The organism is Streptomyces sp. NPDC050422 (assembly GCF_044458665.1).
GTDB lineage: Bacteria > Actinomycetota > Actinomycetes > Streptomycetales > Streptomycetaceae > Streptomyces.
On record NZ_JBITIE010000002.1, the window covers coordinates 263,632 to 287,688 of the forward strand.

A 24,057-nucleotide genomic window follows, 5' to 3' on the forward strand; every position below is an offset into this window, starting at 1 on the left:
TACACCGGACAAAACGGTCTCGCGCCACAACGTGCGCGCGTCCATGGTCTCCCGGTGACACCATGACGCGGGTGACCCAAGCACGGCAGCAGCGCCCCAGCCAGCATCCCATCCAGGTCATCGCACACCGGGGCGCGTCCGACGACGCCCCCGAGCACACCCTGGCCGCGTACCGGAAGGCGATCGAGGACGGCGCCGACGCCCTGGAGTGCGACGTACGGCTCACGGCCGACGGCCATCTCGTATGCGTACACGACCGCCGGGTGAACCGCACCTCCAACGGCCGCGGCGCGGTCTCCGCCCTGGAGCTCAACGAACTCGCGGCCCTCGACTTCGGCTCGTGGAAGGACCGCGAGGAGGCGGAGTCCCCTGACTGGGACCCGGTGCCGGGTGAGCTCACCTCCGTACTCACCCTGGAACGGCTCCTCGAACTCCTCGTCGAGACGAGAGCCGCCGGCCGGCCGCTGCAGCTGGCCATCGAGACCAAGCATCCGACGCGCTGGGCGGGCCAGGTCGAGGAGCGGCTGCTGCACCTGCTCAAGCGCTTCGCGCTCGACGCGCCGCCGTCCGACGCCCCTTCGCCGATCCGCATCATGAGCTTCTCGGCCCGCTCGCTCCACCGCATCCAGGACGCCGCACCGGAGCTGCCCACCGTCTACCTGATGCAGTTCGTCTCGCCGCGGCTGCGCGACGGACGGCTGCCGGCCGGCGCCCGGATCGCGGGGCCGGGGATGCGGATCGTACGCAGTCACCCCGGCTACATCGACCGCCTGCACCGCGCCGGTCATCGGGCACACGTCTGGACGGTCAACGAACCGGAGGACGTCGAGCTCTGCATCCGGCTGGGCGTCGAGGCAATCATCACGAACCGTCCGAAACAGGTTCTGGCACAGCTGGGGCGCGCTTAGGGCCCGTCCGCCACGGGCGGTCACCACCCCGCATCGCCGATTACAGGGAGTACACCGGCGCATTCGTCGCGTACCCGATCGTCACGAGTGCGTCACTCGCAGGCCATTGGCCGGTTTCCGGTCCAGCCCAGGGGGGCATCCACTCCGTGGCGTGGGGCAAAGGAGGTCTCGGGGGTGGCGTTGGTGGTGGCACAGGAAGTGCCCACGTCGTCGAGCATGGCCGTACCCCATGGCCCTGCGGGCGTGGGTCAGGCGCGGCACCGGATGCGTGAGCAGTTGCGCAGCCACGGGGTGTCGGATTCGGTCGTCGACGATGCTGTATTGATCCTTTCCGAACTGCTCAGCAATGCCTGCCGGCACGGCAGGCCCCTGGGCCGGCACACCGACGTGGGAGACGGCGACGTGCGCGCCGCCTGGCGCGTCGACAGAACGGGCGGACTGACCGTCGAGGTGACGGACGGAGGCGGCCCGACCCGGCCGGTTCCGGCCACACCGTCGGTGACCGCTCGCGGCGGCCGGGGGCTCAACATCATCAGCGCCCTCGCCGAGGAGTGGGGTGTACGTGACGACTCGTCCGGCGAGGTCACGGTCTGGGTCCTGGTCAACGAGGGACACGGCGGTGACGAGGGACACGGCCGTCCCGGCAACCGGCCTGACACCCGGGGCAACGGACGGGCCCCGAGAGGCACAGGGCTGCCGTCCGGCGGCTCGGGAGCGAGCGGTGCGACGGGCCTCGACGGGCTGGATTTCGCCGACGCGTTCGACGACGTGGGCTGAACGCGACGGAACAGAGCGGTAGCCACGCGGTGGGAGCCGCCCTCGGGAGGCTGCCTGGCGGGGGCGGCTGTGCTCCCGGACTGCGCAGGGGCGGCTAGGCTCGCGGCCCAGACCGCACTGTCGCAATCGGGAGAAAGCCCACCATGGCGAAGAAGCGCCCTCAGACCAAGGCCGGGAAGCAGCAGCTTGACGACGGCGAGATCCCGGTGGTCGGGGCTCGCGAGCCCTGCCCGTGCGGTTCGGGCCGCCGTTACAAGGCCTGTCACGGCCGCGCCGCCGCCCAGGCCGTGGCCGAACTCGTCCAGCGCCCCTTCGAGGGGCTGGCCGGCGAATGCGACTGGGTCGCGCTGCGCGAGCTGGTGCCCGCCGCCACGGTCGAACTGACGCTGAAGGGCGGACTGCCCGAGGGCGTGCCGTCGGTGACGCTCGCGACCGTCCTCCCGATGGCGTGGCCCGCGCTCCGCCGCGACGACGGTTCGGTCCTGCTCGCCCTGCAGAACGACACCTCCTCCGGCGACCTCGGCCGCGACCTGGCCGACACGCTCCAGCGCGCACTGGAGGCCGAGCCCGGCTCGCCCGTCGCCGCCCGGCGCGTACCGGCCGAAGGACCACGGCTCCAGGACCTCCTGGACGCCGACGCCCCGTTCGCGCCCGTCGTGCACCAGGGCTTCGAGTTCTGGGTGCCGGACGCGGAGAACGCCACGGCTGAGGTGTCCGCGTCCCTGGAGCGCGCCAACGACGCGGCGCTGCCGACCGTCCTGCTCTCCGGAGTGGATGCCGCCTACTGGTGCGAGACCCCGGAGAAGAACCACCTGCGCTGGGTCATGCCGCACCCCGAGGAGCGGCTCCTCGACGCGCTCGCCCGGCTGCACGCGGCCGGCACCTCGTCGCTCGGCGAGGGAACCCGGCTGGTCGGCTCCTTCCGCGCGCACGGCCTGATGGTCCCGGTCTGGGACCTGCCGAGCACGATGGGCGCCGAGGAGTGCGAGAAGCCCGCAGTCGCGTTCGCGGAGCGGCTCGCGACCGCGCTCGCGTCGGACGCGCCGCTCACCACCGAGGAGCGCCGGGCGCGCGGCGGGCTCACCAACCGCCAAGTGACCCTCAGCTGACAGTGACCATCACCCGGACCGTACGGTGACTCCCGTCACAACTCGCCGTACCCACAGGTAAATCGCTGTCCGAATACGCGAGATCGAATTTGCGAACGGCAGATCTCTTGTTACCGTTCTAGAAGCCCGGTCGCTGGTGCATCCCCCGTCGCCAGCGATCGGGCATCCTCATGTCCGGGCACGGCGCCCGACGGCGCACCACGCGGCGCACGAACCGCGCACACGCCCTGCGCAGCCCCCGGCCACACCCCTCGGCTCCCCGCCCGCCCCGCCTCACCCCGGTCACCCTTCCGACGGCCGTGAGACCACGTCAGTGGTGAACCGGCGCCAACCCGCCGCTGGGGGAGCCCCGTTGGACCCGGCGCCGACACCCGGGTCGCACGGTCACCGGACCGCTCGGTATCGGACAGAAGTCCCGGCCGGCTTCCTTTCCGATTACGGACCGAAACAGCTCCCGAAGAGATCTTCGAAGACGGTTCGAACGGTTTCCGGAAAGCGCATCAGAAAGCGGACCACCGGCGGCCTTTGCATCGGCAGACTTTGCATGACCGAAAAGGCCCCCACAAAGTGACTGGAAAGATCCCTAGCGATCACCTCATCCGGAAGTGATACGCCAAGGATCCGGCAGCGTTCCGTAATGAAGGCGAACAGAGAAGAACAGATCCGGATCAAGAACGGAAACGACCCAGCGAACGCCCACGCCGGCACGCCGACCCGGGACATTCCTGAAGCGTCCGGCCGCCGGCGCTCACCATTCCTGACGGTGCACCGAAAGAAGTACGGCGTCGGCGGCCGATCCGTCAGTACGCGGGCCGGCGGCCGATCCGTCACCACAGGAGCCGGCGGCCGATCCGTCACCACAGGAGCCGGCGGCCGATCCGTCACCACAGGAGCCGGCAGCCGATCCGTCAGTACGCGAGCCGGCTCCCGCCGTCCGGGGCGCTGTTGCTCGCTTCGACCAGCGCGTCCAGAACCGCCCCCACATCCGGCAGCCACGGCGACGCCACCGTCCTGACCGGCGCTCCGCCACCGGAGCCCTGCCGGGGAGTGCGCTCCGGCGCCCGCTCCCACCGCACCTGCCCCGTGCCGATCTCGGACGGCGGAAGGACGAGATAGCCGCCCTCACCGTGGAACCGCAGCGAACTGGGCACCCAGTCCTGGGCGTGCAGCAGTTCACCGAGCCGTTCGAGGGTGTACGGAGCGACCAGCAGCGACCACCGGGTCGGCGTCGCCACCACCGGCCCCAGCCGCATGCCCATCCGGTCGAGCTCGGCCAGCGCGCGGGCGCCCGCCACGGCCGGCAGACTCAGTGCGCACGGCGCGAGCCCGCCCGTGGCCAGCAGGACCGGCGAGGTGGGCCGGTTCGTCCACCACCAGCGCACCATCCGGGCGTCGGTGGTCGCGGCGAGCAGGCCGGGATCGAAGGGGTGCGCGCCGGGCACGGCGCACTCGGGGTCGGGACAGGCGCAGCCGCGGCCGCGCTCACCACGGCTGCCGGCCACCTGGAGGCCCACCCCCGGGAGCACGGGCCACTGCCAAGCGGTGGCGCAGGTCAGGGCCGCGTCGAGCCGGGCGGTCCCGCCCCTGCGTCCGAACCGCAGCCTGCGTCGCCTTCCGGGGATCTCGCGCATGAGCGCTCGTTCCTTTCCGTTGAACGCCGAGGGTCCACATCACACCACGCGCGCGTCACAACACGTGTGCGGATCTTCACTGTGTGTACATGCTCGTCGAGCCTGCGGTACGGGTTGATCGTCGGTACCGAGCGTGAGCTGTGCCGATTCGAATCGAGCCGGTTCCAGTCGCCTACATGTCGAGGTGCAGGGCGCGTACCGCGCCTGCCGTCCGTCGTACGGCCTCGCCACTCGAGGGTGGGGCGTGGCCGTCACAGGTGAGGACGTCCGGGCCCGCTGCCAGGTTCCGGAGGCGGTGGGAACCACCCCTGGTCCATCTACCGATTCACGTACCCAGCATGCCCGGAATGACGCTCCCCGTGGGACTTCGCCCGAGGGCAACCCCCGGTCGAGCAGACCCAGTCGACCGCGAATGACCGCCGCAGGGTGCATTTTTTGGCCAAGTTACTCGCCCCATGGACACCACAAATCCCGTGGGGACAATGCTGGACATCGCCTTACTTGTGCGTGTACATGTGGATGCACTGATAGCGGCGCAGAATGACATGGGGGTTTGCGATGCTATTCGACGAAACAAACCAGTCGGAAAGCCGGCGACCATGAGCGCCCCACACCTGCCGAAAGTGGCTGGAATCGATCCCACCGTTCCGGTTTCGGCACACACTGCCGGGCCTCTCCCCGAGGTGCCGGCCGTGCCCGGAGCCCTCATCCAGGACCGTCTGGCGGGCTGGGTCTCCGACCTCACCACGCTGCACGAGCTCACCGAACGGCTGGCCAGAACCAACACCCTCGACGACGCCCTGCACGAACTGCTCGACGCCGGGGCCGCGCTGGTCGGCGCCCGCCGCGGGCTGATCGTCTTCGAACCGTCCGACCTCCGCGGCCCCGTCAGCACCATCGGTCTCGGACTGGCCCACGCGGAGCTCGGGCAGATCGAGACGGTGCCGCGGAGCGCCACCTCCTACGGACGCATCCTGGAAGGCCGGCCGGACACCGACGGCCCGCTGGCCACCCCCGATCTGCTCGGCGACGCCGGCCTGGACCCCCGCAGGCGTGAGGTCGCCGCCCGCCTCGGCTATGCCGCCAGCTACGCGCTGCCGATCACCACCGAACGGACCGGACGGCTCGGAGCCGCGGTCTGGCTCTACGACGAACCCGCCGAGCCGCTGGAGCGCCAGCGCCATCTCATCGGTCTGTACGCCGGGTACGCCGCCGAGCACCTGGCCCGGCTGCTGGAACTGGAGCGGGCCAGGACCGATGTCGCCACCATCGCCGAGGAACTCCTGCCCAGCCGGCTGCCCCGCGTCCCCGGCGTACAGCTGGCCGTGCGCCATCACGCCGCACCCCGGAGCGGCAGCGACTGGTACGACGCGCTGGCCCTGCCGGAGGGTGCGCTCGGCCTCGCCGTGGGCTCGGTCGGCGGCTCCGGGCCCAGCGCCCTGGCCGCCATGGGACGGCTGCGCGCGGGCCTGAGGGCGTACGCGGTGATGGAGGGCGAGGATCCGGTTGCCGTCCTCTCCGACCTCGAACTCCTGATGCGGCTCACCGAGCCGGCCCGTTCCGCGACCGCGCTCTTCGCGTACTGCGAGCCCGCCCGTCGCAAGATCCTGCTGGCCGGTGCCGGGCACACCCCGCCCCTGATCGTCGGCGACCGGCGCACCGAGTTCGTCGAAACCACCCTCTCCGCCCCGCTGGGCATGCTGGCCTGCTGGGAGGCGCCGAGCGTGGAGATCGTCCCGGCGCCGGGCGAGACGGTCCTGCTGTACACCGACGGCCTGCTGCGCCGCGCCGGTGACTCGATGGACCGCGCGTTCGCACGGCTCCACTCGGCTGCGGCGAGCGTCCCGAAGGCGCTGCGCCACGACGCCGGGTCAGTCGCCGACCATGTGGTGCGCACCGTGCTGCCCGACGGGATCGACCGGGGCGACGGCACCGAGGACGTGGTCCTGCTCGCGGCACGCTTCGACTGAGCCGCCCGCACCCGCCGATACCGGCGGCCACCTGTGTAAGAGGTCTTCCGGCCCTGGGCCCCCTTCCGTACGCCCGTACGATGGAGGGGGTCCAGTGTCGTATCAAGGAGAGACAAAGTCGTGTCTGAGGAGCTCACCCCGGAGAACCCGGAGACCGAAGAGACCGAGCCGGTCAAGCAGCGGAAGAACGGCCTGTACCCGGGCGTCTCCGATGAGCTCGCCGAGAGCATGAAGTCCGGTTGGGCCGACACCGAGCTGCACGGCCTGGAGCCGATCGCCCAGGCCGGGCACACCGCCGACCGCCGCGCCGCGCTGTCCGCGCGCTTCCCCGGCGAGCGGCTGGTCATCCCGGCCGGCCGGCTGAAGACCCGGTCCAATGACACCGAGTACGCCTTCCGCGCCTCCACCGAGTACGCGTACCTCACCGGCGACCAGACCCAGGACGGCGTCCTCGTCCTGGAGCCGACGGACGACGGCCACGAGGCGACCGTCTACCTGCTGCCGCGCTCCGACCGCGAGAACGGCGAGTTCTGGCTCGACGGCCAGGGCGAGCTGTGGGTCGGCCGCCGGCACTCCCTGACCGAGGCCGGGAAGCTGCTGGGCATCCCGGCCGAGGACGTCCGCGAACTGCCCGCCGCACTGACCGAGGCCACCGGCCCGGTCCGTAACGTCCGTGGTCACGACGCCGGCATCGAAACGGCGCTCACCGACAAGGTCACCGCGGAGCGCGACGAGGAACTGCGCGTCTTCCTCTCCGAGGCGCGCCTGGTCAAGGACGCCTTCGAGATCGCCGAGCTGGCGAAGGCCTGCGACATCACCGCGCGGGGCTTCGAGGACGTCGTGAAGGTCCTCGACAAGGCCGAGGCGACGAGCGAGCGCTACATCGAGGGAACGTTCTTCCTCCGCGCCCGCATCGAGGGCAACGACATCGGCTATGGCTCGATCTGCGCCGCCGGCCCGCACGCCACCACCCTGCACTGGGTGCGCAACGACGGTGCGGTGCGCTCCGGCGAACTGCTGCTGCTCGACGCCGGTGTGGAGACCAACGACCTCTACACGGCCGACGTGACCCGCACGCTTCCCATCAACGGCACGTTCACGCCGCTGCAGCGGAAGATCTACGACGCGGTGTACGAGGCCCAGGAAGCCGGCATCGCCGCGGTGAAGCCCGGCGCCGGATTCCGCGACTTCCACGACGCCGCACAGCGCGTACTCACCGAGAAGCTCGTCGAGTGGGGTCTGTTCGGCGACCGGACCGTGGACGAGGTCCTGGAGCTGGGGCTGCAGCGCCGCTGGACGCTGCACGGCACCGGACACATGCTCGGCATGGACGTCCACGACTGCGCCGCCGCGCGGACCGAGTCGTACGTCAACGGAACGCTGGAGCCCGGCGTGTGCCTCACCGTGGAGCCCGGTCTCTACTTCCAGGCCGACGACCTGACCGTTCCCGCGGAGTACCGCGGCATCGGCGTCCGGATCGAGGACGACATCCTCGTCACCGAGGACGGCAACCGGAACCTCTCGGACAAGCTGCCGCGGCAGGCCGACGAGGTCGAGGCGTGGATGGCCGGGCTCAAGGGCTGACCGTCCGCCCCGTCCCACGCGTTGGAGGGCGCCCTGCTCAGGACACCATGAGCAGGGCGCCCTCCCGCCATTTCAGGACCTTGTCGAAACTCACCACCGCACCGCCGTGCCCCGGCCTGTTGCCGAAGTGGACGTGATCGGCCAGCTCCTCGATCAGGCAGAGGCCCCGCCCGTCCTCGGCGGTGAGCGGCGGGTACTCGGCGTACTGCGGTGTGTACGGCTGCTGCTTGTTCTCGTACGGCTGCTGCTTGTTCTCGTACGGATGCTGTTCTGTCTCGTGCTGCTGTGCGGCGGTGCGAAGTGCGCGCCCGGCGGGGAAGCCCGGTCCGGAATCGGCGACTTCGATGCGGCATTTCTCGCCGTCCAGATACGCGGTGACCCGGTACTGCCCGCTGGCAGCGCCGGACGGTTCCTGCCAGGCGTCCCAGTTCTCCGCGGCATCGCCCGGGCCGCCGTGGGCCCCGCCGTGCTCGACGGCGTTCGCACAGGCCTCGCTCAGGGCGAGCGACAGGTCGAAGGAGATGTCCGGGTCCACACCCGCGGATTCCATCGTGCCGAGCAGGAACCGACGGGCGAGCGGAACGCTCGCAGCTTCGCGCCGCAAATGGAGTGACCACCAGATGCTCATGCTCCAGCCTCCTGGCTGCGGCTCGACTACCGATACGTATTGCCGCCCGAGGCCGTTTGTAAGCACGGACGGGATGTGAGACCGCTCATTCGGCGGATACCCTCGCTCGCCACACCTGTGCATCCCCGGCCCACAGAGCCGTTCTGCCCCGTCCGCAACCGGTCCGAACGGCCCGCCTCCCGCCGATTCGGGCGGAAGACGACCTTCCGGACCTGCCGTACGAAGGCCGGGGGCCCAGTGGGATGATGTCTCGGCCATGACTACGTCTGTGGGACGCGCCGGAGCCGGTATGCGGCTGCTGAGGGCCGCGGTGTTCGCCGCGGTCTGCGTCGCGTTGTCCGCAGCCGGGCACACGCTGGCCGCCTGCGCGGCCGTCCCCTGGTGGACACTGCTCGCCGGATTCCTCGGGATCCTCGCGGTGGCGGCCCCCCTCGCCGGACGTGAACGCTCGCTGCCGTCCATCGCCGCGGCTCTGGCCGGCGGACAGCTCGTCCTGCACACGCTCTTCGGCGTGGGCACGCACACCGCCTCGCCCCGGGTCCCGGCCGGCGAGGACGCACTGATCCGGTTCGCGGCGAACATCGTCTGCGGCACCGGGCCCGGCCGGTTGAACGCCGCCGACGCCCACCGCATCGTCACCACCGCGGGCATCGACCCGGCTTCGGTGACGGGGCAGACCCACCAGCACCTGGCGGCCGCCCCCTCCGGTGGTGCGGCCGGCCTTGCCGGGACGCTGCCGGACCTTCCCATGGTGCTCGGCCATCTGCTGGCCGCGCTGGCCGCCGGCTGGCTGCTGCGACGCGGCGAGGTCGCCCTGTTCCGCCTCGCCCGGCTGTCGCTCCACGGCGCCCAGCAGGTGGCGGCCGGGGCCAGGCTGCGGGCGTTGCGGGCCGCGCTCGTCCTCGTGGCCGCGCTGCGCGCCGGCCTTCCCGGCGGCCCGATGACCGGGCCGCGCATCCCCCGTACCGCCGTGGACGCACCGCCGCCGGCGACCGGGGATCCCTTGCAGCACATGGTGATCAGGCGCGGGCCGCCCCCCGTATTCACCCTCGCAGCCTGACGCGACACCCTCCACGCGATGCCCGCGCGACCTACGCCACGCACCCCTGCGGTGCCGGTACGGGTCCTCGTACGCACGCCGCTCGTGGGGAAGAGGTGTCGCGACCCCGTCGCGCACCCGCGCGCCGGAGCACCCTTCCTTCGTGCATCTGTGGAGTGATCCCTGCCATGAACGTTTCCCGCATCGCCCTCGCCGGCGGCGTCGCCGCGTCCACCGTCCTGATCCTCGCCGGTACGGCCTCCGCCCACGTCAGCGTCCAGCCGCAGGGCGAGGCCGCCAAGGGCGGTTACGCCGTCATCAACTTCAAGGTCCCCAACGAGCGCGACGACGCCTCGACGACCAAGCTCGAGGTCAACTTCCCGGCCGACCACCCGCTGGCGTCCGTCATGCCGCAGCCCGTGCCCGGCTGGGACATCAAGGTCACCACGAGCAAGCTGGCCAAGCCGCTCGACATGCACGGCAAGAAGATCAACGAGGCCGTCTCCAAGGTCACCTGGACCGCGGCCGGCAGCAAGATCGAGCCCGGCCGCTTCCAGCAGTTCCCGCTCTCCGTCGGCCAGCTCCCGGAGGACGCCGACCAACTGGTGTTCAAGGCCATCCAGACGTACGACAACAAGGAGGTCGTGCGCTGGATCGAGGAGCAGAAGGAAGGCGCGGAGGAGCCCGAGAGCCCCGCCCCGGTCCTCAAGCTGACCGCGGCCACCGGTGACGCGCACGACGCCACCGCCGCCTCCGGCTCGGACTCCGCCGACAAGAACGCCACGGCCGACCACGCGAAGGACGAGCAGACCACGGCCTCGGCGGCCTCCTCCAGTGACAGCACAGCCCGTGTGCTCGGCATCGTCGGCATCGTCATCGGTGTCGCGGGCGTCGCCTTCGGCGTCCTGGCCGGCCGTCGCCGTACCGCCTGATCACACCCACCCGAGTCCCACCCGCCAGTCCCAGCCGATACACCGACCCACCAGGAAACAGTGCTCCATGGTTAAGAAGTCTGTGCTGGCCGCGGCGCTCGTCGCCGCGGCCGCGCTCACCCTGTCCGCCTGCGGCAGCAGTGACAACGACAGCAAGAAGCCGATCGCCGACATCTCGGTGGAGGCGAAGACCCAGGCCGCGACGGTGCTCGACCAGCCGTTCACCAAGCCGAATCTCGTCCTGACCGACACCCACGGCAAGAAGTACGACCTGCGCGAGGAAACCAAGGGCAAGCCGACGCTCATCTACTTCGGCTACACCAACTGCCCCGACGTCTGCCCGCTCATCATGAGCAACATCGCGATCGCCAAGAAGTCCCTGCCCGAGGCCGACCGGGACAAGCTCCAGGTCGTCTTCGTCACCACCGACCCGGAGCGGGACACCCCGGCCTCGCTGGGCACCTGGCTCAAGTCCCAGGACCCCTCCTTCATCGGTCTCACCGGTGACTTCCCGACCATCCAGGCGGGCGCCCGGCAGATCGGCATCGGTATCGACGCCCCGAAGAAGGAGAAGGACGGCACGGTCGTCTCGATGCACGGCTCGCAGGTCATCGCGTTCTCCCCGAAGACCGACCAGGGCTACGTGCTGTACAGCGAGGACACCACGCCCGAGGACTACGCCAAGGACCTCCCCAAGATCGTCAAGGGGGAGAAGCCGTGAACCGCCGCACCACCCTCGCCGGCGTCCTGGCCCTCTCCACGGGTCTGACGCTGGCGGGGTGCACGTCCTCGGACGGCAAACCGGAGCTGAAGGTGACGGGCGCGTTCATGCCGCAGCCCGTCAACGACATGGCCGCGGCCTTCCTCGTCGTACGGAACGACGGCGGCAGCTCCGACCGGCTCACCTCGGTCACCAGTCCGCTCTCGGACGACGTCACGATCCACGAGACGAAGAACCAGGCCATGCGCATGGTGTCGTCCTTCGACGTACCCGCGGGCGGTGAGCTGGATCTGGAACGCGGTGGAAACCACATCATGTTCGTGAAGCTCAAGCAGCAGCCCAAGCAGGGCGAGACGGTGTCCGTGCAACTGCACTTCGAGAAGGCCGGTCCCCTCGCGGTCGACCTTCCCGTGAAGGAGACCACCCACAACCCGAAGAAGCAGTGAGGGACTGACACACCATGACAGCCACCGCCCCGCCCCTCGGGTCCTCCCCGTCCGCATCCGCCCCGCGCCGGCCGCTCGCCGTCGCCGGGCTCCTCGCCGCCCTGTTCGGCTTGGTGTTCGGTCTGCTGCTGGCCGTCGCGGGCCCCGCGTCGGCGCATGCCGCGCTCACCGGGAGCGATCCGCAGGACGGGGCGGTGGTCGCCGCCGCGCCCAAGGCAGTCACGCTCACCTTCTCCGAGCAGGTCGCCATGGGCGAGGGATCCATCCGGGTCCTGGACCCCGCCGGGAAGCGTGCGGACACCGAGGAAGCACCGCGCGATCTGCACAGCGGCTCCACCGTGAAGTACGGCGTCTCCCTGCACGCCGGGCTGCCGGACGGCACGTACACCGTCGCCTGGCAGGCCGTCTCCGCCGACAGCCACCCCGTCTCCGGAGCCTTCACCTTCTCCATCGGCGCACCCTCCGAGACCACCGTCGCCCTCCCGGACAACGAGGCCGGCGGTGGCCTGGTCGGCACGCTCTACGGCATCGCCCGGTACGCCGCGTACGCCGGTTTCATCGTGCTCGTGGGCGGCGCCGCGTTCGTGCTGGCCTGCTGGCAGCGCGGGGCGGGCTCCCGGCCGCTGCAGCGCCTCGTCGTCCGCGGCTGGATGACCCTCACCGCGGCCACGATCGCGATGCTGCTGCTGCGCAGCCCGTACACCGGTTCCGGGAAGCTCGGCGATGCCTTCGACCTCGACGGCCTGAAGGCGGTCCTGGACACCAAACCCGGAGCCGCACTCGTCTCACGGCTGCTGCTGCTCGGCGCCAGTGCGCTGTTCATCGCGGTGCTGTTCGGTGCGTACGCGAAGCGCGAGGACGAACGCGAGAAGAAGGACCTCACCTTCGGCCTCGCCATCGGCGGTGCGGTCATCGCCGCCGGGATCGCCGGGACCTGGGCGCTGGCCGAGCACGCGTCGACCGGGATCCAGCCGGGCATCGCGATGCCGGTCGACGTGCTCCACCTGCTGGCCGTCGCGGCCTGGCTGGGCGGGCTCACGGCCCTGCTGATCGCGCTGTACCGCACCCCCGACATCACCGCCGCCGCGGTCCGGCGCTTCTCCCGGATCGCGTTCATCAGCGTGCTCGTGCTCACCGCGACCGGGATCTACCAGTCCTGGCGCCAGGTCGGCTCCTGGTCCGCGCTGACCGGTACCGGATACGGACAGCTGCTCCTCGTGAAGGTGGGGCTCGTCGCCGTCCTCGTCGGCGTCGCCGGGATCTCACGCCGGTGGACCGCCCGGCTGGCGACGGGTGGGGGCGTGGACGCATCCGCGGCTGCGGCCGGCACCGCGGGCGCGGACGAAGAGGAGGAGGCGACGGACGCGGGAACTCCGGCGGCCGCTGGTCCCGAGAACCCCGCGCGAGCCGCCCAGCTCGCCCGCCAGCAGGCGGCCGTGGCAACCGCGGAGAAGAAGCGGATACGTGACGCCGACCCCGACCGGTCCGGCCTGCGCCGCTCGGTGCTGGCCGAAGTCGGGGTCGCGGTGGCTCTGCTGGCGGTGACCACCATCCTGACCTCGACCGAGCCGGGCCGTACCGAGGAGGAGGCGGCGCGCACGTCCGCACCGGCCGCGGCGCCCGCGGCAAGCGGCCCCGTCAACCTCACGCTGCCCTTCGACACCGGTGGCGCGAACGGCAAGGGCACGGTCCGCATGGACCTGGACCCCGGGCACACCGGAGTCAACGTGGTGCACCTCTGGATCGACGGCATCGACGGGAAGGCTATGGACGTCCCCGAGGTGAAGCTCGCCTTCACCCTGAAGTCCAAGGACATCGGGCCCCTGCCGGCCGTCCCCGTACGGCTGACCGAAGGCCACTGGACCTCCACCGGAGTCCAGATCCCGATCGCGGGCAACTGGAACGTCGCGGTCACCGTGCGGACCTCGGACATCGACCAGACCACGGTCGACAAGAACGTGAAGATCGGCTGAGCAGGACCGTGAACGGAAACCACACAGACAGCACAGACACGGCGTCGAGCAGCGCGGGGGGCAGGAACAGGCGCACCGGCGGCGACGCCACCGCCGCTCCGGCGGCCGGCGGGATCTCCCGGCGGCGGCTGCTCGGCACCGCGGGAGCGGCCGGCGCCACCGGCCTCGTCCTCGGGGCGGCCGGCGGCGCCACCGGCTATGCCGCGACCCGGGACGAGGCGCCGACGGCCCTCACCTCGGTCGGGTCGAGCAAGGTGATGTTTCACGGGAAACATCAACCGGGGATCACCACTCCGCTTCAGGCCCGCGGCCACCTCATCGCCTTCGACCTGGCCCCCGGGGCCGGACGCAAGGAGGCGGCGGCCCTGCTGCGCCGCTGGTCGGCCGTAGCCCAGCGGCTGATGGCCGGCCAACCCACCGCCGGCGGCGCGGCCGACGGCACGGGGCACGACACCGGCATCGCGCTGGACGCCGGACCTTCCTCGCTGACCGTCACCTTCGGCTTCGGCGCCACCTTCTTCGAACGGACGGGTCTGACGGCTCACCGTCCGCCCGGCCTCGACGCGCTGCCGCCGTTCTCCGCCGACCACCTCGACGCCGGCCGGTCGGGCGGCGACCTCTGGGTGCAGATCGGCGCCGACGACGCACTCGTCGCGTTCCACGCACTGCGGGCCGTACAGAAGGAGGCCGCTTCGACGGCCACCGTGCGCTGGCAGATGGACGGCTTCAACCGCACCCCCGGCGCCACCGCGAAGCCGATGACCGCCCGCAACCTCATGGGTCAGATCGACGGCACCGGCAACCCAAAGCCGGCCGACAGCGACTTCGACCAGCGCGTCTTCGTCCCGGCGGGCGGCGACGACGCTGCGTACGAATGGCTGGCCGGCGGCTCGTACGCGGTCGTCCGACGGATCAGAATGCTGCTCGACGACTGGGAGAAGCTCCCGGTGGAACGTCAGGAACAGGTCATCGGGCGGCGCAAGGCGGACGGGGCCCCACTCAGCGGCGGCACCGAGACCACCTCGATGGACCTCGACAAGGCGGGCCCGGACGGCAAGTTGCTGATCCCCGACAACGCTCACGCCCGCATCTCCTCCCCCGAGCGCAACAGCGGCGCCGCGATGCTGCGGCGCCCGTTCTCGTACCACGACGGCATCTCTTCGGACGGCACATCGGACGCCGGACTGCTGTTCATCTGCTGGCAGGCGGATCCGCTGCGCGGTTTCGTCACCGTGCAGCGCAAACTGGACCGGGGCGACGCCCTGTCACCCTTCCTCCGCCACGAGGCGAGCGGACTGTTCGCGGTACCGGGCGGTGCGGCCGAAGGGGAGTACGTGGGGCAGCGGCTGCTGGAATCCTGAGCCGCTGAGGGGCCGTGGGCGGGGGAGTACTGAGCCGCTGAAGGGCCGTGGCTGACGGAGTCCTGAGCCGCTGAAGGGCCGTGGCTGACGGAGTCCTGAGCCGCACCCGGCACATTAGGGTGACGGTATGTCCGCCACGCGCTACGCCTATCTCGGCCCCGAGGGCACCTTCACCGAGGTCGCCCTCCGTACGCTCCCGGAAGCCGCCACCCGGGAACTCGTCCCGATGGTCTCCGTACCGGCGGCGCTGGACGCGGTGCGGGCCGGTACGGCCGCCGCGGCGCTCGTCCCGATCGAGAACTCCGTCGAGGGCGGCATCACCACCACGCTCGACCAGCTGACCAGCGGCGAACCGCTGATGATCTACCGCGAAGTGCTGCTCTCCATCACCTTCGCGCTGCTCGTGCGTCCCGGCACCAAGCTGTCCGACGTCAAGACGGTCACCGCACACCCGGCCGCGCAGCCGCAGGTGCGCAACTGGATGGCGGCCCATCTCCCCCAGGCCGTATGGGAGTCGGCGGCGTCCAACGCGGACGGTGCCCGGCTCGTACAGGAGGGGCGGTACGACGCCGCCTTCGCCGGGGAGTTCGCGGCGGCGACCTACGGCCTCGAACCGCTGGTGACCGAGATCCACGACGTGGAGAACGCCCAGACCCGCTTCGTGCTGGTGGGCCGCCCGGCGCGGCCGGCGGCGCCGACCGGTGCGGACAAGACATCCGTGGTCATCTGGCTCGGGGACGACCGCCCCGGCGCGCTGCTCGAACTGCTCCAGGAGTTCGCGGTGCGCGGGGTGAACCTGATGCTGATCCAGTCCCGGCCAACAGGTGCGGGCATCGGTAACTACTGCTTCGCGCTGGACGCCGAGGGCCATATCTCCGACCGTCGGGTCGGCGAGGCGCTGATGGGTCTGAAGCGGATCTGCCCGAACGTACGGTTTCTGGGCTCCTATCCGCGGGCCGGTGTGACGCCGGCGGACGTACGGCCCCTGCGGGCGGGCACGTCGGATGCCGCGTTCACCGAGGCCTCCGACTGGCTGGCCCGGAATCAGGACGGCCGGGCCTGACCTGACCGCCCGGCCCCGCGGCCGGGCGGCTGTGCTGCCCACACGGCTGGTGTTATCAGCCGATTGTCATCGTGAAAAAGTTATCCACAGGCGCGCGCTCGACCTGGGGACAAGTCGACACCGCAACGCGACATGGTCGACAAATCTGCCCACCTCGCTCAGATCGGTCCACAGGCCGACGGGTCGCCTGTTGTCAGCTCAATTCCATTGATCAACTCTTTAGGGCGAGGAATTCCCACCCGAACGAGCGCGTGAAGGGGGTTTGAACCGTGAATCCACGAGTCGGCATGTGGGTTTCGGAATGATCTCCTCCACGTCCACAGACCTTCCTCACAGCCTGTGGATAACTTTGACGGAGTACCCATTCCTGTGGACAAGCGGCGATCAACTCCCCACCCGAACAAGGGCGATGCGTCAAGGCGCATAACCCTTCTGCCCCATTTAGGGGAATAGGACCTCTTTCCTGACGCCGCCGCACCCCCGCCCTCCACAGATTCCATCCCCAGCATTACCAATACCGGCAATTCGGGCAAAGTGACACGCTTGGCAATATCGGTTCGAACTACCGAAGCCGACACCGGTAGCCTGGAGGGGTGATTAACCTTCGCCTGCTTCGTGAGGACCCCGACCGTGTTCGCGCCTCCCAGCGCGCCCGTGGAGAGGACGTCGCCCTCGTCGACGCCCTGCTCTCCGCCGACGAACGGCGCAGGTCGTCCGGGCTCCGCTTCGACGCACTCCGTTCCGAGCAGAAATCGCTCGGCAAGCTCATCCCCAAAGCCTCCCCGGAGGAGCGCGCGGAACTCCTGAAGAAGGCCGAGCAGCTCAAGGCCGACGTCAAGGCGGCCGACGCGGCCCAGGGTGAGGCCGACGAGGAGACCAGGAGCCTGCTGCTGCGGCTCGGCAACATCGTCCACCCGGACGTTCCGGTCGGCGGCGAGGAGGACTTCGTCCTCCTGGAGACGCACGGCACCATCCGCGACTTCGGCGCCGAGGGCTTCGAGCCCAAGGACCACCTGGAGCTCGGCGAGGCGCTCGGCGCGATCGACATGGAGCGCGGCGCCAAGGTGTCCGGGTCGCGCTTCTACTACCTGACGGGCGTCGGCGCGCTGCTGGAGCTCGCCCTCGTCAACGCGGCGATCGCCCAGGCCACCGAGGCCGGCTTCATCCCGATGCTCACCCCCGCGCTGGTCCGCCCGCGCGCCATGGAGGGCACCGGCTTCCTCGGCCAGGCCGCGGAGAACGTGTACCACCTGGAGAAGGACGACTACTACCTGGTCGGCACCTCCGAGGTACCGCTCGCCGCGTACCACATGGACGAGATCATCGACGCGGACAAGCTGCCGCTGCGCTACGCGGGCTTCTCGCCGTGCTTCCGCCGCGAGGCGGGTACGTACGGCAAGGACACCCGCGGCATCTTCCGGGTCCACCAGTTCGACAAGGTCGAGATGTTCTCGTACGTCGACCCGGCGGACGTCGAGGCCGAGCACCAGCGCCTCCTCGACTGGGAGAAGCAGTGGCTCACCGCGCTCGGGCTGCCCTTCCAGGTGATCGATGTCGCCACCGGCGATCTGGGCGCCTCGGCCTCCAGGAAGTTCGACTGCGAGGCGTGGATCCCGACCCAGGGCAAGTACCGCGAGCTGACCTCCGCGTCCAACTGCGACAGCTTCCAGGCACGCCGGCTGTCCGTCCGGATGCGGGACAACCGCGACGGCAAGAAGGTCCTGCAGCCGCTGGCCACGCTGAACGGCACGCTCTGCGCCGTACCGCGGACGATCGTGGCCATCCTGGAGAACCACCAGCTCGCCGACGGTTCGGTGCGGGTGCCCGAGGTGCTCCGTCCGTACCTGGGCGGGCGTGAACTGCTGGAGCCGGTCGCCAAGTGACCTTTCCCTACAAGCTCGTCGCGACCGACCTCGACGGCACGCTGTTGCGTGGCGACGACACGGTCTCCGGGCGCACACGCGAGGCACTGGCCGCGGTCACCGCGGCCGGTGCAGCGCACATCATCGTCACCGGCCGTGCCGTCCCCTGGACCCGGCACATCCTGGACGACCTGGGCTACGAGGGCCTCGCGGTCTGTGGCCAGGGCGCGCAGGTCTACCACGCGGGCGAGCACAAGCTGCTGACGTCGCTGACGCTGGACCGGCAGCTGGCCGGCCTCGCGCTCTCCAAGGTCGAGGCCGAGGTCGGGCCGCTGGCGCTGGCCGCGAGCCGCGACGGGCTCGACGGCGAGGTGCTGGTCGGCCCCGGCTACCGCGTACAGGAGGGGCCCCTTCCGGCCGTCCTCGTGCAGGACCCGGCCGAGATGTGGGCCGCCCCGCTGAACAAGGTCTACATACAGCACCCCGATCTGGACGACGACGCGCTGGCGAAGGCCGCGCGGGCGGCGGTCGGCAATCTGGTGGACGTGGTCATGGCGGGCCCGGGCGTCGTGGAGATCCTGCCGCTGGGGCTCAGCAAGGCCACCGGCCTCTCGCTGGCCGCGCGCCGGCTGGGCGTGAAGGCGGCGGACACGATCGCCTTCGGTGACATGCCGAACGACATCCCGATGTTCGCCTGGGCGCAGCACGGTGTGGCCATGGCCAACGCGCACGAGGACCTGAAGGCCGTCGCGCAGGAGATCACCGCGTCGAACGAGAACGACGGGATCGCCGTGGTGCTGGAGCAGTTGCTGCAGGCGTCACGGGCCGGGCGTCTGCAGTAGCCCTCAGGTGCTGGGTCGGTCTGCCTGCCGGGTCGGCCTCAGGTGCTGGGTCGGTCTACCGGGTCGGCCTCAGGGCTGGGTGTCTGCGGCGGAGGATGCGCGGATCGAACGCGCGCGGGGGTTTCGGCCCCGACGACGGCTTAGCAAGCCGCTGCCTTACCACTCGGCCAATCCTCCGGGAGGCGGCCGCGCGCGATGCGCATGGACGGCCGCCCGGGCGTGCGGCTCGGAGCGGCGCGGTGGAGCAGTCGCCCGACTACTCCGGTGCCGGCTCGGGCACGCCCTGCTGGGAGCTCGACGGACTCGGACTCTCGGTCATCGCCGCGCTCCTCTCCCGGTCTGTGGTGCCGTTCACGGCGGGTGCCGTGGCACCTACTGTGCCGCGCCCCCGTCGCCCGGTGCCACTCAATTACGGGCGGCAGCGGGCAACGGGCCTTCGTCAACGGTTCTTGTTGCGGCGGCTCAGGTCCTTCAGATTCCGGGCGAGCTCGTCCATGCGCCCGTCGAGCCGGACGATGTCCTCGGACACACCGCCCAGTCGCACGCTCATGGCACCGACCACTTGGTGCGTGACCTCCATCCTGCGGTCGAGGCTGTCGAGGCGGTGCGACATCCGGTTGAGGACCGGCCCGAGTTCCTGCAGGGCGCTGCCGACTCCGGCCAGGCAGCTTTCGACCCGGGTGACGCGGTGTTCGAGCGAGGCGTACCCCGCGCGCAGGTCCTGTTCGGCGTCGAGGAGATACGTACGGACGCATCGGGCGATGTCGCTGTCGCGAAGAAGCATGGCGACGTTGAGGACGGTCCTGCGGGTGTAGAGACGGAGCTGGGTCGCCGCCTGTGGATAACTTTCGGCGGCTTCACCACCCCATAGCGACAGCATGTCGCTATGGAATGTCCGCAGGTCAGAGCCACGGAGCACACGCATCCCATTCTGCGCGAGCTCGTTCTGATGGCGGTCGGTCAGCCTTCTGACCGCGCCTGTGGATACTTCGAAGTACCGAGCCACGTCCTCGGTGCGAACGTGAACTCCGTCCGGGAGCATGACAAGGCTCTTCACCTTGTCCAGGGCGTCGACGCGCCCCATCTGTTCGACGCGCAGCGCGCGTGATTCGAGCAGGGCGACTTCCGTGGGCATGAGTCTGCCTTCCGATCGTGAATGCGACAGGGGACAGCCCTCTCCCCGGGCTTCAGGGGCGGAGGACGCTCACGGTTGCCACTCACTCAAGGAACCGACCGACGGGTGATGCCCGCCGCATCGGCTATCCGAATTTCACGAAAGCTACGACGCCACAGATTCCAGTTGCCTCCACGCATCGTGGACAACGAACCGATAACCGTACAGTTACGCGCGCGACTGTCCGGAATGCGACAGCCCCTGTCCGATGGACAGGGGCTGTCGCATTCCGGCGGAGCGCTTCCTCACTCCTCGCCGGCGAGCTTCAGCGTCCGCAGCTTCTGACCGGCGTACCAGGTCGCCACCACGGTGACCGCCACCAGCAGCACCGTCGCGAGCGGCAGACCGACGTCGGACGTGATCGCGCCACCCCCGCCGGTCTTCTCCGCCAGCGCGAGGGACCACTGCTGCACGCTGAGCGTGCGCGCGCCGGGTACGAGGCTGCCGAAGAGGGCTTCCCACACGAGCGCGTAGACGAGTCCGAGGACCACCGCGTGCCGGCTGACCGTGCCCAGCAGCAGGAACAGCGCGCTGTAGGCGATCGAGGCGACCAGCGCCGCGATCGTGTACGCCACCGCGATCTGCTGGCCGTTCCCGTTGAGGATCAGACCGGCGATCAGTGTCGGAACCGCCGAGAACACCATCGTCACCGCGATCGCCACGATGAGCTTGGTGAAGATGATCGCCGGCCGTGTCACCGGCTTGGACAGCAGATAGACGATCGAGCCGTCGTCGATCTCGGGCCCGATGGCTCCCGTACCGGCGATCACACCGATCAGCGGCACCATGGTGGCGATGGCGAATCCGCCCAGCACGTCCGAGGCCACCTGGTCGTCAGCCCCTGCGAACATCCGTACCGCCACCGCGATGACGATCAGAAGCGCGGGCAGGACGAAGAGGATGGCGGCCCGGCGCCGGCCGAGCAGGGCCCGGTAGGTGAGCCGGGCGACTGTGGGGTCGTACATGACGTCACAGCTCCTTTCAGGCCACTACTCAGGCCGCTACGAGATAGGAAAAGACCGATTCGAGGGACTCGTCGGACGGCGAAACGGTCAGCAGCCGAATGCCCTGATCACGCGCCACCTTCGGCAGCAGCGTGGTGAAGCGTGCGAAGTCGACGGCCTGGATGCGCAGCGCGTTCTCGCCGAGGTCGACCTCGATGCCGGCCGTCGACGGGTCGGCGATGAGCGCGGCCGCGAGGGCACGGTCGTCGCTGGACCGTACGAGATAGCGGTGCGGCCGGTCCGTCATCAGCCGGCGGATCTTGCGGAAGTCACCGGACGCGGCGTGCCGCCCCGCCACGATCACCTCGATGTGCGAAGCGAGCTGCTCGACCTCTTCGAGGATGTGGGAGGAGAAGAGAACCGTGCGGCCCTCGGCCCCCATCCGTCGCAGCAGTTCCATCAGCTGCATCCGCTGGCGCGGGTCCATTCCGTTGAACGGCTCGTCGAGCAGCAGCACGGACGGGTTGTGGACCAGGGCGGACGCCATCTTCACACGCTGGCGCATGCCCTTGCTGTACGTGGAGATCTTCCGGTCCTGCGCGTACTCCATCTGGACCGTTGCCAGCGCGGCAGCCGCCTCGGCGTCGCCGAGACCCTGCAGTTCGGCGTTGGCCACGACGAATTCGCGGCCGGTCAGGAAGTCGTACATCCCCTCCCGCTCCGGCACGATGCCGATCTGCCGGTAGACGGCCTCGTTGCGCCAGATCGGCGAGCCGTCGAGTGTGACCGTGCCCGTCGAGGGGGCGAGGAATCCGGCCATCATGTTGATCAGCGTGGACTTGCCGGCGCCGTTGGGACCTAGCAGACCGGTCACCCCCGGGCCCACGGTCATGCTCACGTCGTTGACGGCGACCACGTTGCCGAACCAGCGGGACGTGTGGTCGATCTCGATGGTGGTCACAGCCCGACCCTCCGGTAGCGGCGCATCAGTACGGCGTACGAGCCGGCGATGAGCGCGAGAACAACGATCAGGTAGACCACACCGGCGCCCGCCCCCGGTCCTTCCCCTCCGGGGAAGGCGGAGGTCGCCCCGAGGAACGCGGTCTGCACACCGTCGACGAGCGTGATCGGGGAGAAGAGCCCCAGCCACGGCACGGCGCCGGTGGACCCCGTGGACCAGGCGATGCCCTGGATCGTGCTGACCGCGCCGTACGTGATCGTCAGCACGGCGATCACGGCCGCGACGCCGAAGCCGCGCCGCGGGGTGAGGGCGGCCATCACGAGGCCGAGACCGGCGAAGAGCACGGACAGCAGGGCCACCGAGACCATCCCCTGGGCGAACCACTTGGTCTGGTCGGCGAAGTCGAACTTCGCCAGCAGCGCGCCCACGTACAGGATGACGAGGGGCGCACCGGTGAGGACGAAGAGCGCGGAGGCCATGGCGGCGAACTTGGCGACGACGTAGTCGCCCCGTTCGATCGGCCGGGAGAAGTACAAAGGCACGCTCTTGAAACGAAGGTCCCTGGAGACCGACTGCGGTGCCTGCGAGGCCAGGAACAGTCCGATGACGGCCTGGAGATAGACCGCGTACGAGGTGTACTTGACCGGCAGCTTCGTCGAGTCGGGAATGTTGATGGCCACTGCCACGATGATCGCCGCGACCAGACACATCACGCCGAACAGCAGCATGGGCAGCACCTTGGACTTGGCCGAGCGGCCGAGTCCGAAGGAACCGCGCAGGGACTGCGAGTAGAGCGAGCGGCGGGCGTAGGCCCGGCCGAGACGTGCGCCGTCGTAGGCGCGGTAGCCGATGTTGTGGATCCGGGAGGTCTCGCTCCCGGTCGCGGCGCCGGTCTCAGTGCTCATCGCGACCGCTCCCCTTCTGCTGTACGGCTCCGGCGGCCACGGACGCGGTCTGCGCCTCCGGGTGCGCTGCCGGTGCCTCTTCTGTACGGAAGACCTCGGCGATGTGGTGGCGGCGCTGTTCCATCCGGACGAGGCCGAGCCCGAGGCCGGCGACGCTGTCGCGGACGAGGTCGTACGTCTCCTCGCCGGTCGCCTCGATCAGCAGGATGTGTCCCGCTCCGGGCAGCCCCTCGGCGTCGAGCCCGTCGAGCCCCACCAGCTTGGTGCCCGCACCGGTGAGGACCTTGCGCAGGGCGTCGGTCCCGTCGGGGTGGGTGTCGCTGTCGGTGACCTCGACCGCGAGGGTCGTGGTGGTCTGGGTGAAGTCGCTGGTCGAGCTGGAGCGCAGCAGCGCTCCACCGTCGATGACGACGACGTGGTCGCAGGTCCGCTCCAGCTCGCCCAGGAGATGCGAGGTCACGAGGACCGAGATCCCGAAGTCGGTGTGGATGCGCCGGATCAGGCCGAGCATCTCGTCGCGGCCGACCGGGTCCAGTCCGTTGGTCGGCTCGTCGAGGAGGACCAGCTGCGGGTCGTGGACCAGCGCCTGGGCCAGCTTCACCCGCTGCTTCATGCCGGTCGAGTAGCCGCCGATGGGCCGGTAGCGCTCCTCGTACAGGCCGACGTGCCGCAGGGTGTCCGCGGTGCGTTCACGGGCCGCGGTCGGCGGCAGTCCCGACATCCGCGCCATGTGGACGACGAACTCGGTGGCCGAGACGTCCGGCGGCAGACAGTCGTGCTCGGGCATGTAGCCGACCCGTTCCCGGATCGCGGCGCCGCTGGTCGACACGTCGAGCCCGAGCACTGCGGCCCGGCCCTCGGTCGCGGGGGACAGACCCAGCAGGATCTTGATCAACGTGGACTTGCCGGCTCCGTTGGCGCCCACCAGCCCGGTCACACCGGGGCCGATGTCCAACGTGAGCCGGTCAAGCGCGGTCACCCGGGGGAACCGCTTGCTCAGGCTTTCGGTCGCAATGACAGTCACGTCATCGACGGTAGTGGTGCGCGCCACACCGGTCGTCAGACCTGACGGTTGGATTGCCGTCAGACTCCAGATGTACGGACCCGTAGGGGGACCCCTCGAAGGAGGACCGCCCGGCGCAGCGGCGTGCCCGGAACCGGCCGGCCGCGGAGTTGTCCACAGGCCCGGCCCACCCCTTGACGTAGCCGCCGGACATTGTCACATTC

General features: G+C 70.1%; 21 protein-coding genes and 1 tRNA gene. 14 read left to right on the forward strand and 8 right to left on the reverse strand.

What is annotated here, in order from left to right:
- Positions 1 to 62 precede the first annotated feature (62 nt).
- From ACIBJG_RS03900 to ACIBJG_RS03910, 3 genes are all read left to right on the forward strand, one after another.
- The gene (locus tag ACIBJG_RS03900; protein WP_399303607.1) at positions 63 to 908 is read left to right on the forward strand and encodes a glycerophosphodiester phosphodiesterase; all 846 of its coding nucleotides are present in this window, start codon (positions 63 to 65) and stop codon (positions 906 to 908) included.
- 87 nt (positions 909 to 995) lie between these two features.
- The gene (locus tag ACIBJG_RS03905) at positions 996 to 1,685 is read left to right on the forward strand and encodes an ATP-binding protein (protein ID WP_399303609.1); all 690 of its coding nucleotides are present in this window, start codon (positions 996 to 998) and stop codon (positions 1,683 to 1,685) included.
- 143 nt (positions 1,686 to 1,828) lie between these two features.
- Positions 1,829 to 2,794, forward strand: coding sequence for a DUF5926 family protein (locus ACIBJG_RS03910; RefSeq protein WP_399303611.1), 966 nt, complete (start codon positions 1,829 to 1,831; stop codon positions 2,792 to 2,794).
- Between the two features lie 908 nt (positions 2,795 to 3,702).
- Here ACIBJG_RS03910 and ACIBJG_RS03915 read toward each other — a convergent pair.
- Positions 3,703 to 4,425, reverse strand: a complete 723-nt coding sequence (locus tag ACIBJG_RS03915; protein ID WP_399303613.1) for a bifunctional DNA primase/polymerase — start codon at positions 4,423 to 4,425, stop codon at positions 3,703 to 3,705.
- A gap of 482 nt (positions 4,426 to 4,907) precedes the next feature.
- On the opposite strand from ACIBJG_RS03915, the gene ACIBJG_RS03920 reads away from it, so the two are divergent.
- Together ACIBJG_RS03920 and ACIBJG_RS03925 are read left to right on the forward strand one after the other, a co-directional pair.
- On the forward strand, positions 4,908 to 6,395 hold the full coding sequence (locus ACIBJG_RS03920; protein WP_399303867.1) for a PP2C family protein-serine/threonine phosphatase: 1,488 nt from the start codon (positions 4,908 to 4,910) through the stop codon (positions 6,393 to 6,395).
- A 120-nt stretch (positions 6,396 to 6,515) separates the two neighbouring features.
- A complete protein-coding gene (locus tag ACIBJG_RS03925; RefSeq protein ID WP_399303615.1) occupies positions 6,516 to 7,979 on the forward strand; it encodes an aminopeptidase P family protein in 1,464 nt (487 codons plus the stop codon).
- Positions 7,980 to 8,016: 37 nt separating this feature from the next.
- Here the strand turns inward: ACIBJG_RS03925 and ACIBJG_RS03930 are convergent, their stop codons facing one another.
- Positions 8,017 to 8,607, reverse strand: a complete 591-nt coding sequence (locus ACIBJG_RS03930) for an ATP-binding protein (RefSeq protein ID WP_399303617.1) — start codon at positions 8,605 to 8,607, stop codon at positions 8,017 to 8,019.
- Between the two features lie 256 nt (positions 8,608 to 8,863).
- Here ACIBJG_RS03930 and ACIBJG_RS03935 point away from each other — a divergent pair, with 256 nt between their 5' ends.
- The 9 genes from ACIBJG_RS03935 (at position 8,864) to ACIBJG_RS03975 (ending at position 18,846) form a co-directional block, all read left to right on the forward strand.
- Positions 8,864 to 9,667: a hypothetical protein gene (locus ACIBJG_RS03935; RefSeq protein ID WP_399303619.1), complete on the forward strand. Its 804-nt coding sequence runs from the start codon at positions 8,864 to 8,866 to the stop codon at positions 9,665 to 9,667.
- Between the two features lie 167 nt (positions 9,668 to 9,834).
- Entirely contained in the window at positions 9,835 to 10,578 is a 744-nt protein-coding gene (locus ACIBJG_RS03940) for a YcnI family protein (RefSeq protein WP_399303621.1), read from the forward strand.
- A gap of 67 nt (positions 10,579 to 10,645) precedes the next feature.
- On the forward strand, positions 10,646 to 11,299 hold the full coding sequence (locus ACIBJG_RS03945; protein WP_399303623.1) for an SCO family protein: 654 nt from the start codon (positions 10,646 to 10,648) through the stop codon (positions 11,297 to 11,299).
- Positions 11,296 to 11,745, forward strand: a complete 450-nt coding sequence (locus ACIBJG_RS03950) for a copper chaperone PCu(A)C (protein WP_399303625.1) — start codon at positions 11,296 to 11,298, stop codon at positions 11,743 to 11,745. Before ACIBJG_RS03945 ends, ACIBJG_RS03950 begins: the two co-directional genes overlap by 4 nt.
- Positions 11,746 to 11,759: 14 nt before the next feature.
- Entirely contained in the window at positions 11,760 to 13,718 is a 1,959-nt protein-coding gene (locus ACIBJG_RS03955; RefSeq protein WP_399303627.1) for a copper resistance CopC/CopD family protein, read from the forward strand.
- A gap of 113 nt (positions 13,719 to 13,831) precedes the next feature.
- Positions 13,832 to 15,079, forward strand: coding sequence for an iron uptake transporter deferrochelatase/peroxidase subunit (gene efeB, locus ACIBJG_RS03960; protein WP_399303869.1), 1,248 nt, complete (start codon positions 13,832 to 13,834; stop codon positions 15,077 to 15,079).
- A 127-nt stretch (positions 15,080 to 15,206) separates the two neighbouring features.
- The gene (gene pheA / locus ACIBJG_RS03965) at positions 15,207 to 16,142 is read left to right on the forward strand and encodes a prephenate dehydratase (RefSeq protein ID WP_399303629.1); all 936 of its coding nucleotides are present in this window, start codon (positions 15,207 to 15,209) and stop codon (positions 16,140 to 16,142) included.
- Positions 16,143 to 16,735: 593 nt separating this feature from the next.
- Positions 16,736 to 18,025, forward strand: coding sequence for a serine--tRNA ligase (gene serS, locus ACIBJG_RS03970; RefSeq protein ID WP_399303631.1), 1,290 nt, complete (start codon positions 16,736 to 16,738; stop codon positions 18,023 to 18,025).
- Positions 18,022 to 18,846 carry an HAD family hydrolase gene (locus ACIBJG_RS03975; RefSeq protein ID WP_399303633.1) on the forward strand — a complete coding sequence of 275 codons (825 nt, stop codon included), beginning with the start codon at positions 18,022 to 18,024 and terminating at the stop codon, positions 18,844 to 18,846. The genes serS and ACIBJG_RS03975 overlap by 4 nt, the downstream gene beginning before the upstream one ends.
- An 89-nt stretch (positions 18,847 to 18,935) precedes the next feature.
- Here ACIBJG_RS03975 and ACIBJG_RS03980 read toward each other — a convergent pair.
- The 6 genes from ACIBJG_RS03980 to ACIBJG_RS04005 form a co-directional block, all read right to left on the reverse strand.
- Positions 18,936 to 19,023, reverse strand: a tRNA-Ser gene (locus tag ACIBJG_RS03980).
- A gap of 262 nt (positions 19,024 to 19,285) precedes the next feature.
- The gene (locus tag ACIBJG_RS03985; RefSeq protein WP_399303635.1) at positions 19,286 to 19,981 is read right to left on the reverse strand and encodes a hypothetical protein; all 696 of its coding nucleotides are present in this window, start codon (positions 19,979 to 19,981) and stop codon (positions 19,286 to 19,288) included.
- Positions 19,982 to 20,265: 284 nt separating this feature from the next.
- Positions 20,266 to 20,985 carry an ABC transporter permease gene (locus tag ACIBJG_RS03990; protein ID WP_399303637.1) on the reverse strand — a complete coding sequence of 240 codons (720 nt, stop codon included), beginning with the start codon at positions 20,983 to 20,985 and terminating at the stop codon, positions 20,266 to 20,268.
- 28 nt (positions 20,986 to 21,013) lie between these two features.
- A complete protein-coding gene (locus ACIBJG_RS03995) occupies positions 21,014 to 21,925 on the reverse strand; it encodes an ABC transporter ATP-binding protein (protein WP_399303639.1) in 912 nt (303 codons plus the stop codon).
- A complete protein-coding gene (locus tag ACIBJG_RS04000; RefSeq protein ID WP_399303641.1) occupies positions 21,922 to 22,830 on the reverse strand; it encodes an ABC transporter permease in 909 nt (302 codons plus the stop codon). The genes ACIBJG_RS03995 and ACIBJG_RS04000 overlap by 4 nt, the downstream gene beginning before the upstream one ends.
- A complete protein-coding gene (locus tag ACIBJG_RS04005; protein WP_399303643.1) occupies positions 22,820 to 23,854 on the reverse strand; it encodes an ABC transporter ATP-binding protein in 1,035 nt (344 codons plus the stop codon). Before ACIBJG_RS04005 ends, ACIBJG_RS04000 begins: the two co-directional genes overlap by 11 nt.
- Between the last annotated feature and the right edge of the window lie 203 nt (positions 23,855 to 24,057).

Bases quoted from the DNA above. Each gene is read 5' to 3' on its own strand.
- ACIBJG_RS03900 (WP_399303607.1), top strand. From the start codon at position 63: ATGACGCGGGTGACCCAAGCACGGCAGCAGCGCCCCAGCCAGCATCCC.
- ACIBJG_RS03910 (WP_399303611.1), top strand. From the start codon at position 1,829: ATGGCGAAGAAGCGCCCTCAGACCAAGGCCGGGAAGCAGCAGCTTGAC.
- ACIBJG_RS03915 (WP_399303613.1), bottom strand. From the start codon at position 4,425: ATGCGCGAGATCCCCGGAAGGCGACGCAGGCTGCGGTTCGGACGCAGG.
- ACIBJG_RS03920 (WP_399303867.1), top strand. From the start codon at position 4,908: ATGCTGGACATCGCCTTACTTGTGCGTGTACATGTGGATGCACTGATA.
- ACIBJG_RS03930 (WP_399303617.1), bottom strand. From the start codon at position 8,607: ATGAGCATCTGGTGGTCACTCCATTTGCGGCGCGAAGCTGCGAGCGTT.
- ACIBJG_RS03935 (WP_399303619.1), top strand. From the start codon at position 8,864: ATGACTACGTCTGTGGGACGCGCCGGAGCCGGTATGCGGCTGCTGAGG.
- ACIBJG_RS03940 (WP_399303621.1), top strand. From the start codon at position 9,835: ATGAACGTTTCCCGCATCGCCCTCGCCGGCGGCGTCGCCGCGTCCACC.
- ACIBJG_RS03945 (WP_399303623.1), top strand. From the start codon at position 10,646: ATGGTTAAGAAGTCTGTGCTGGCCGCGGCGCTCGTCGCCGCGGCCGCG.
- ACIBJG_RS03955 (WP_399303627.1), top strand. From the start codon at position 11,760: ATGACAGCCACCGCCCCGCCCCTCGGGTCCTCCCCGTCCGCATCCGCC.
- pheA (WP_399303629.1), top strand. From the start codon at position 15,207: ATGTCCGCCACGCGCTACGCCTATCTCGGCCCCGAGGGCACCTTCACC.
- ACIBJG_RS03985 (WP_399303635.1), bottom strand. From the start codon at position 19,981: ATGCCCACGGAAGTCGCCCTGCTCGAATCACGCGCGCTGCGCGTCGAA.
- ACIBJG_RS03990 (WP_399303637.1), bottom strand. From the start codon at position 20,985: ATGTACGACCCCACAGTCGCCCGGCTCACCTACCGGGCCCTGCTCGGC.
- ACIBJG_RS04000 (WP_399303641.1), bottom strand. From the start codon at position 22,830: ATGAGCACTGAGACCGGCGCCGCGACCGGGAGCGAGACCTCCCGGATC.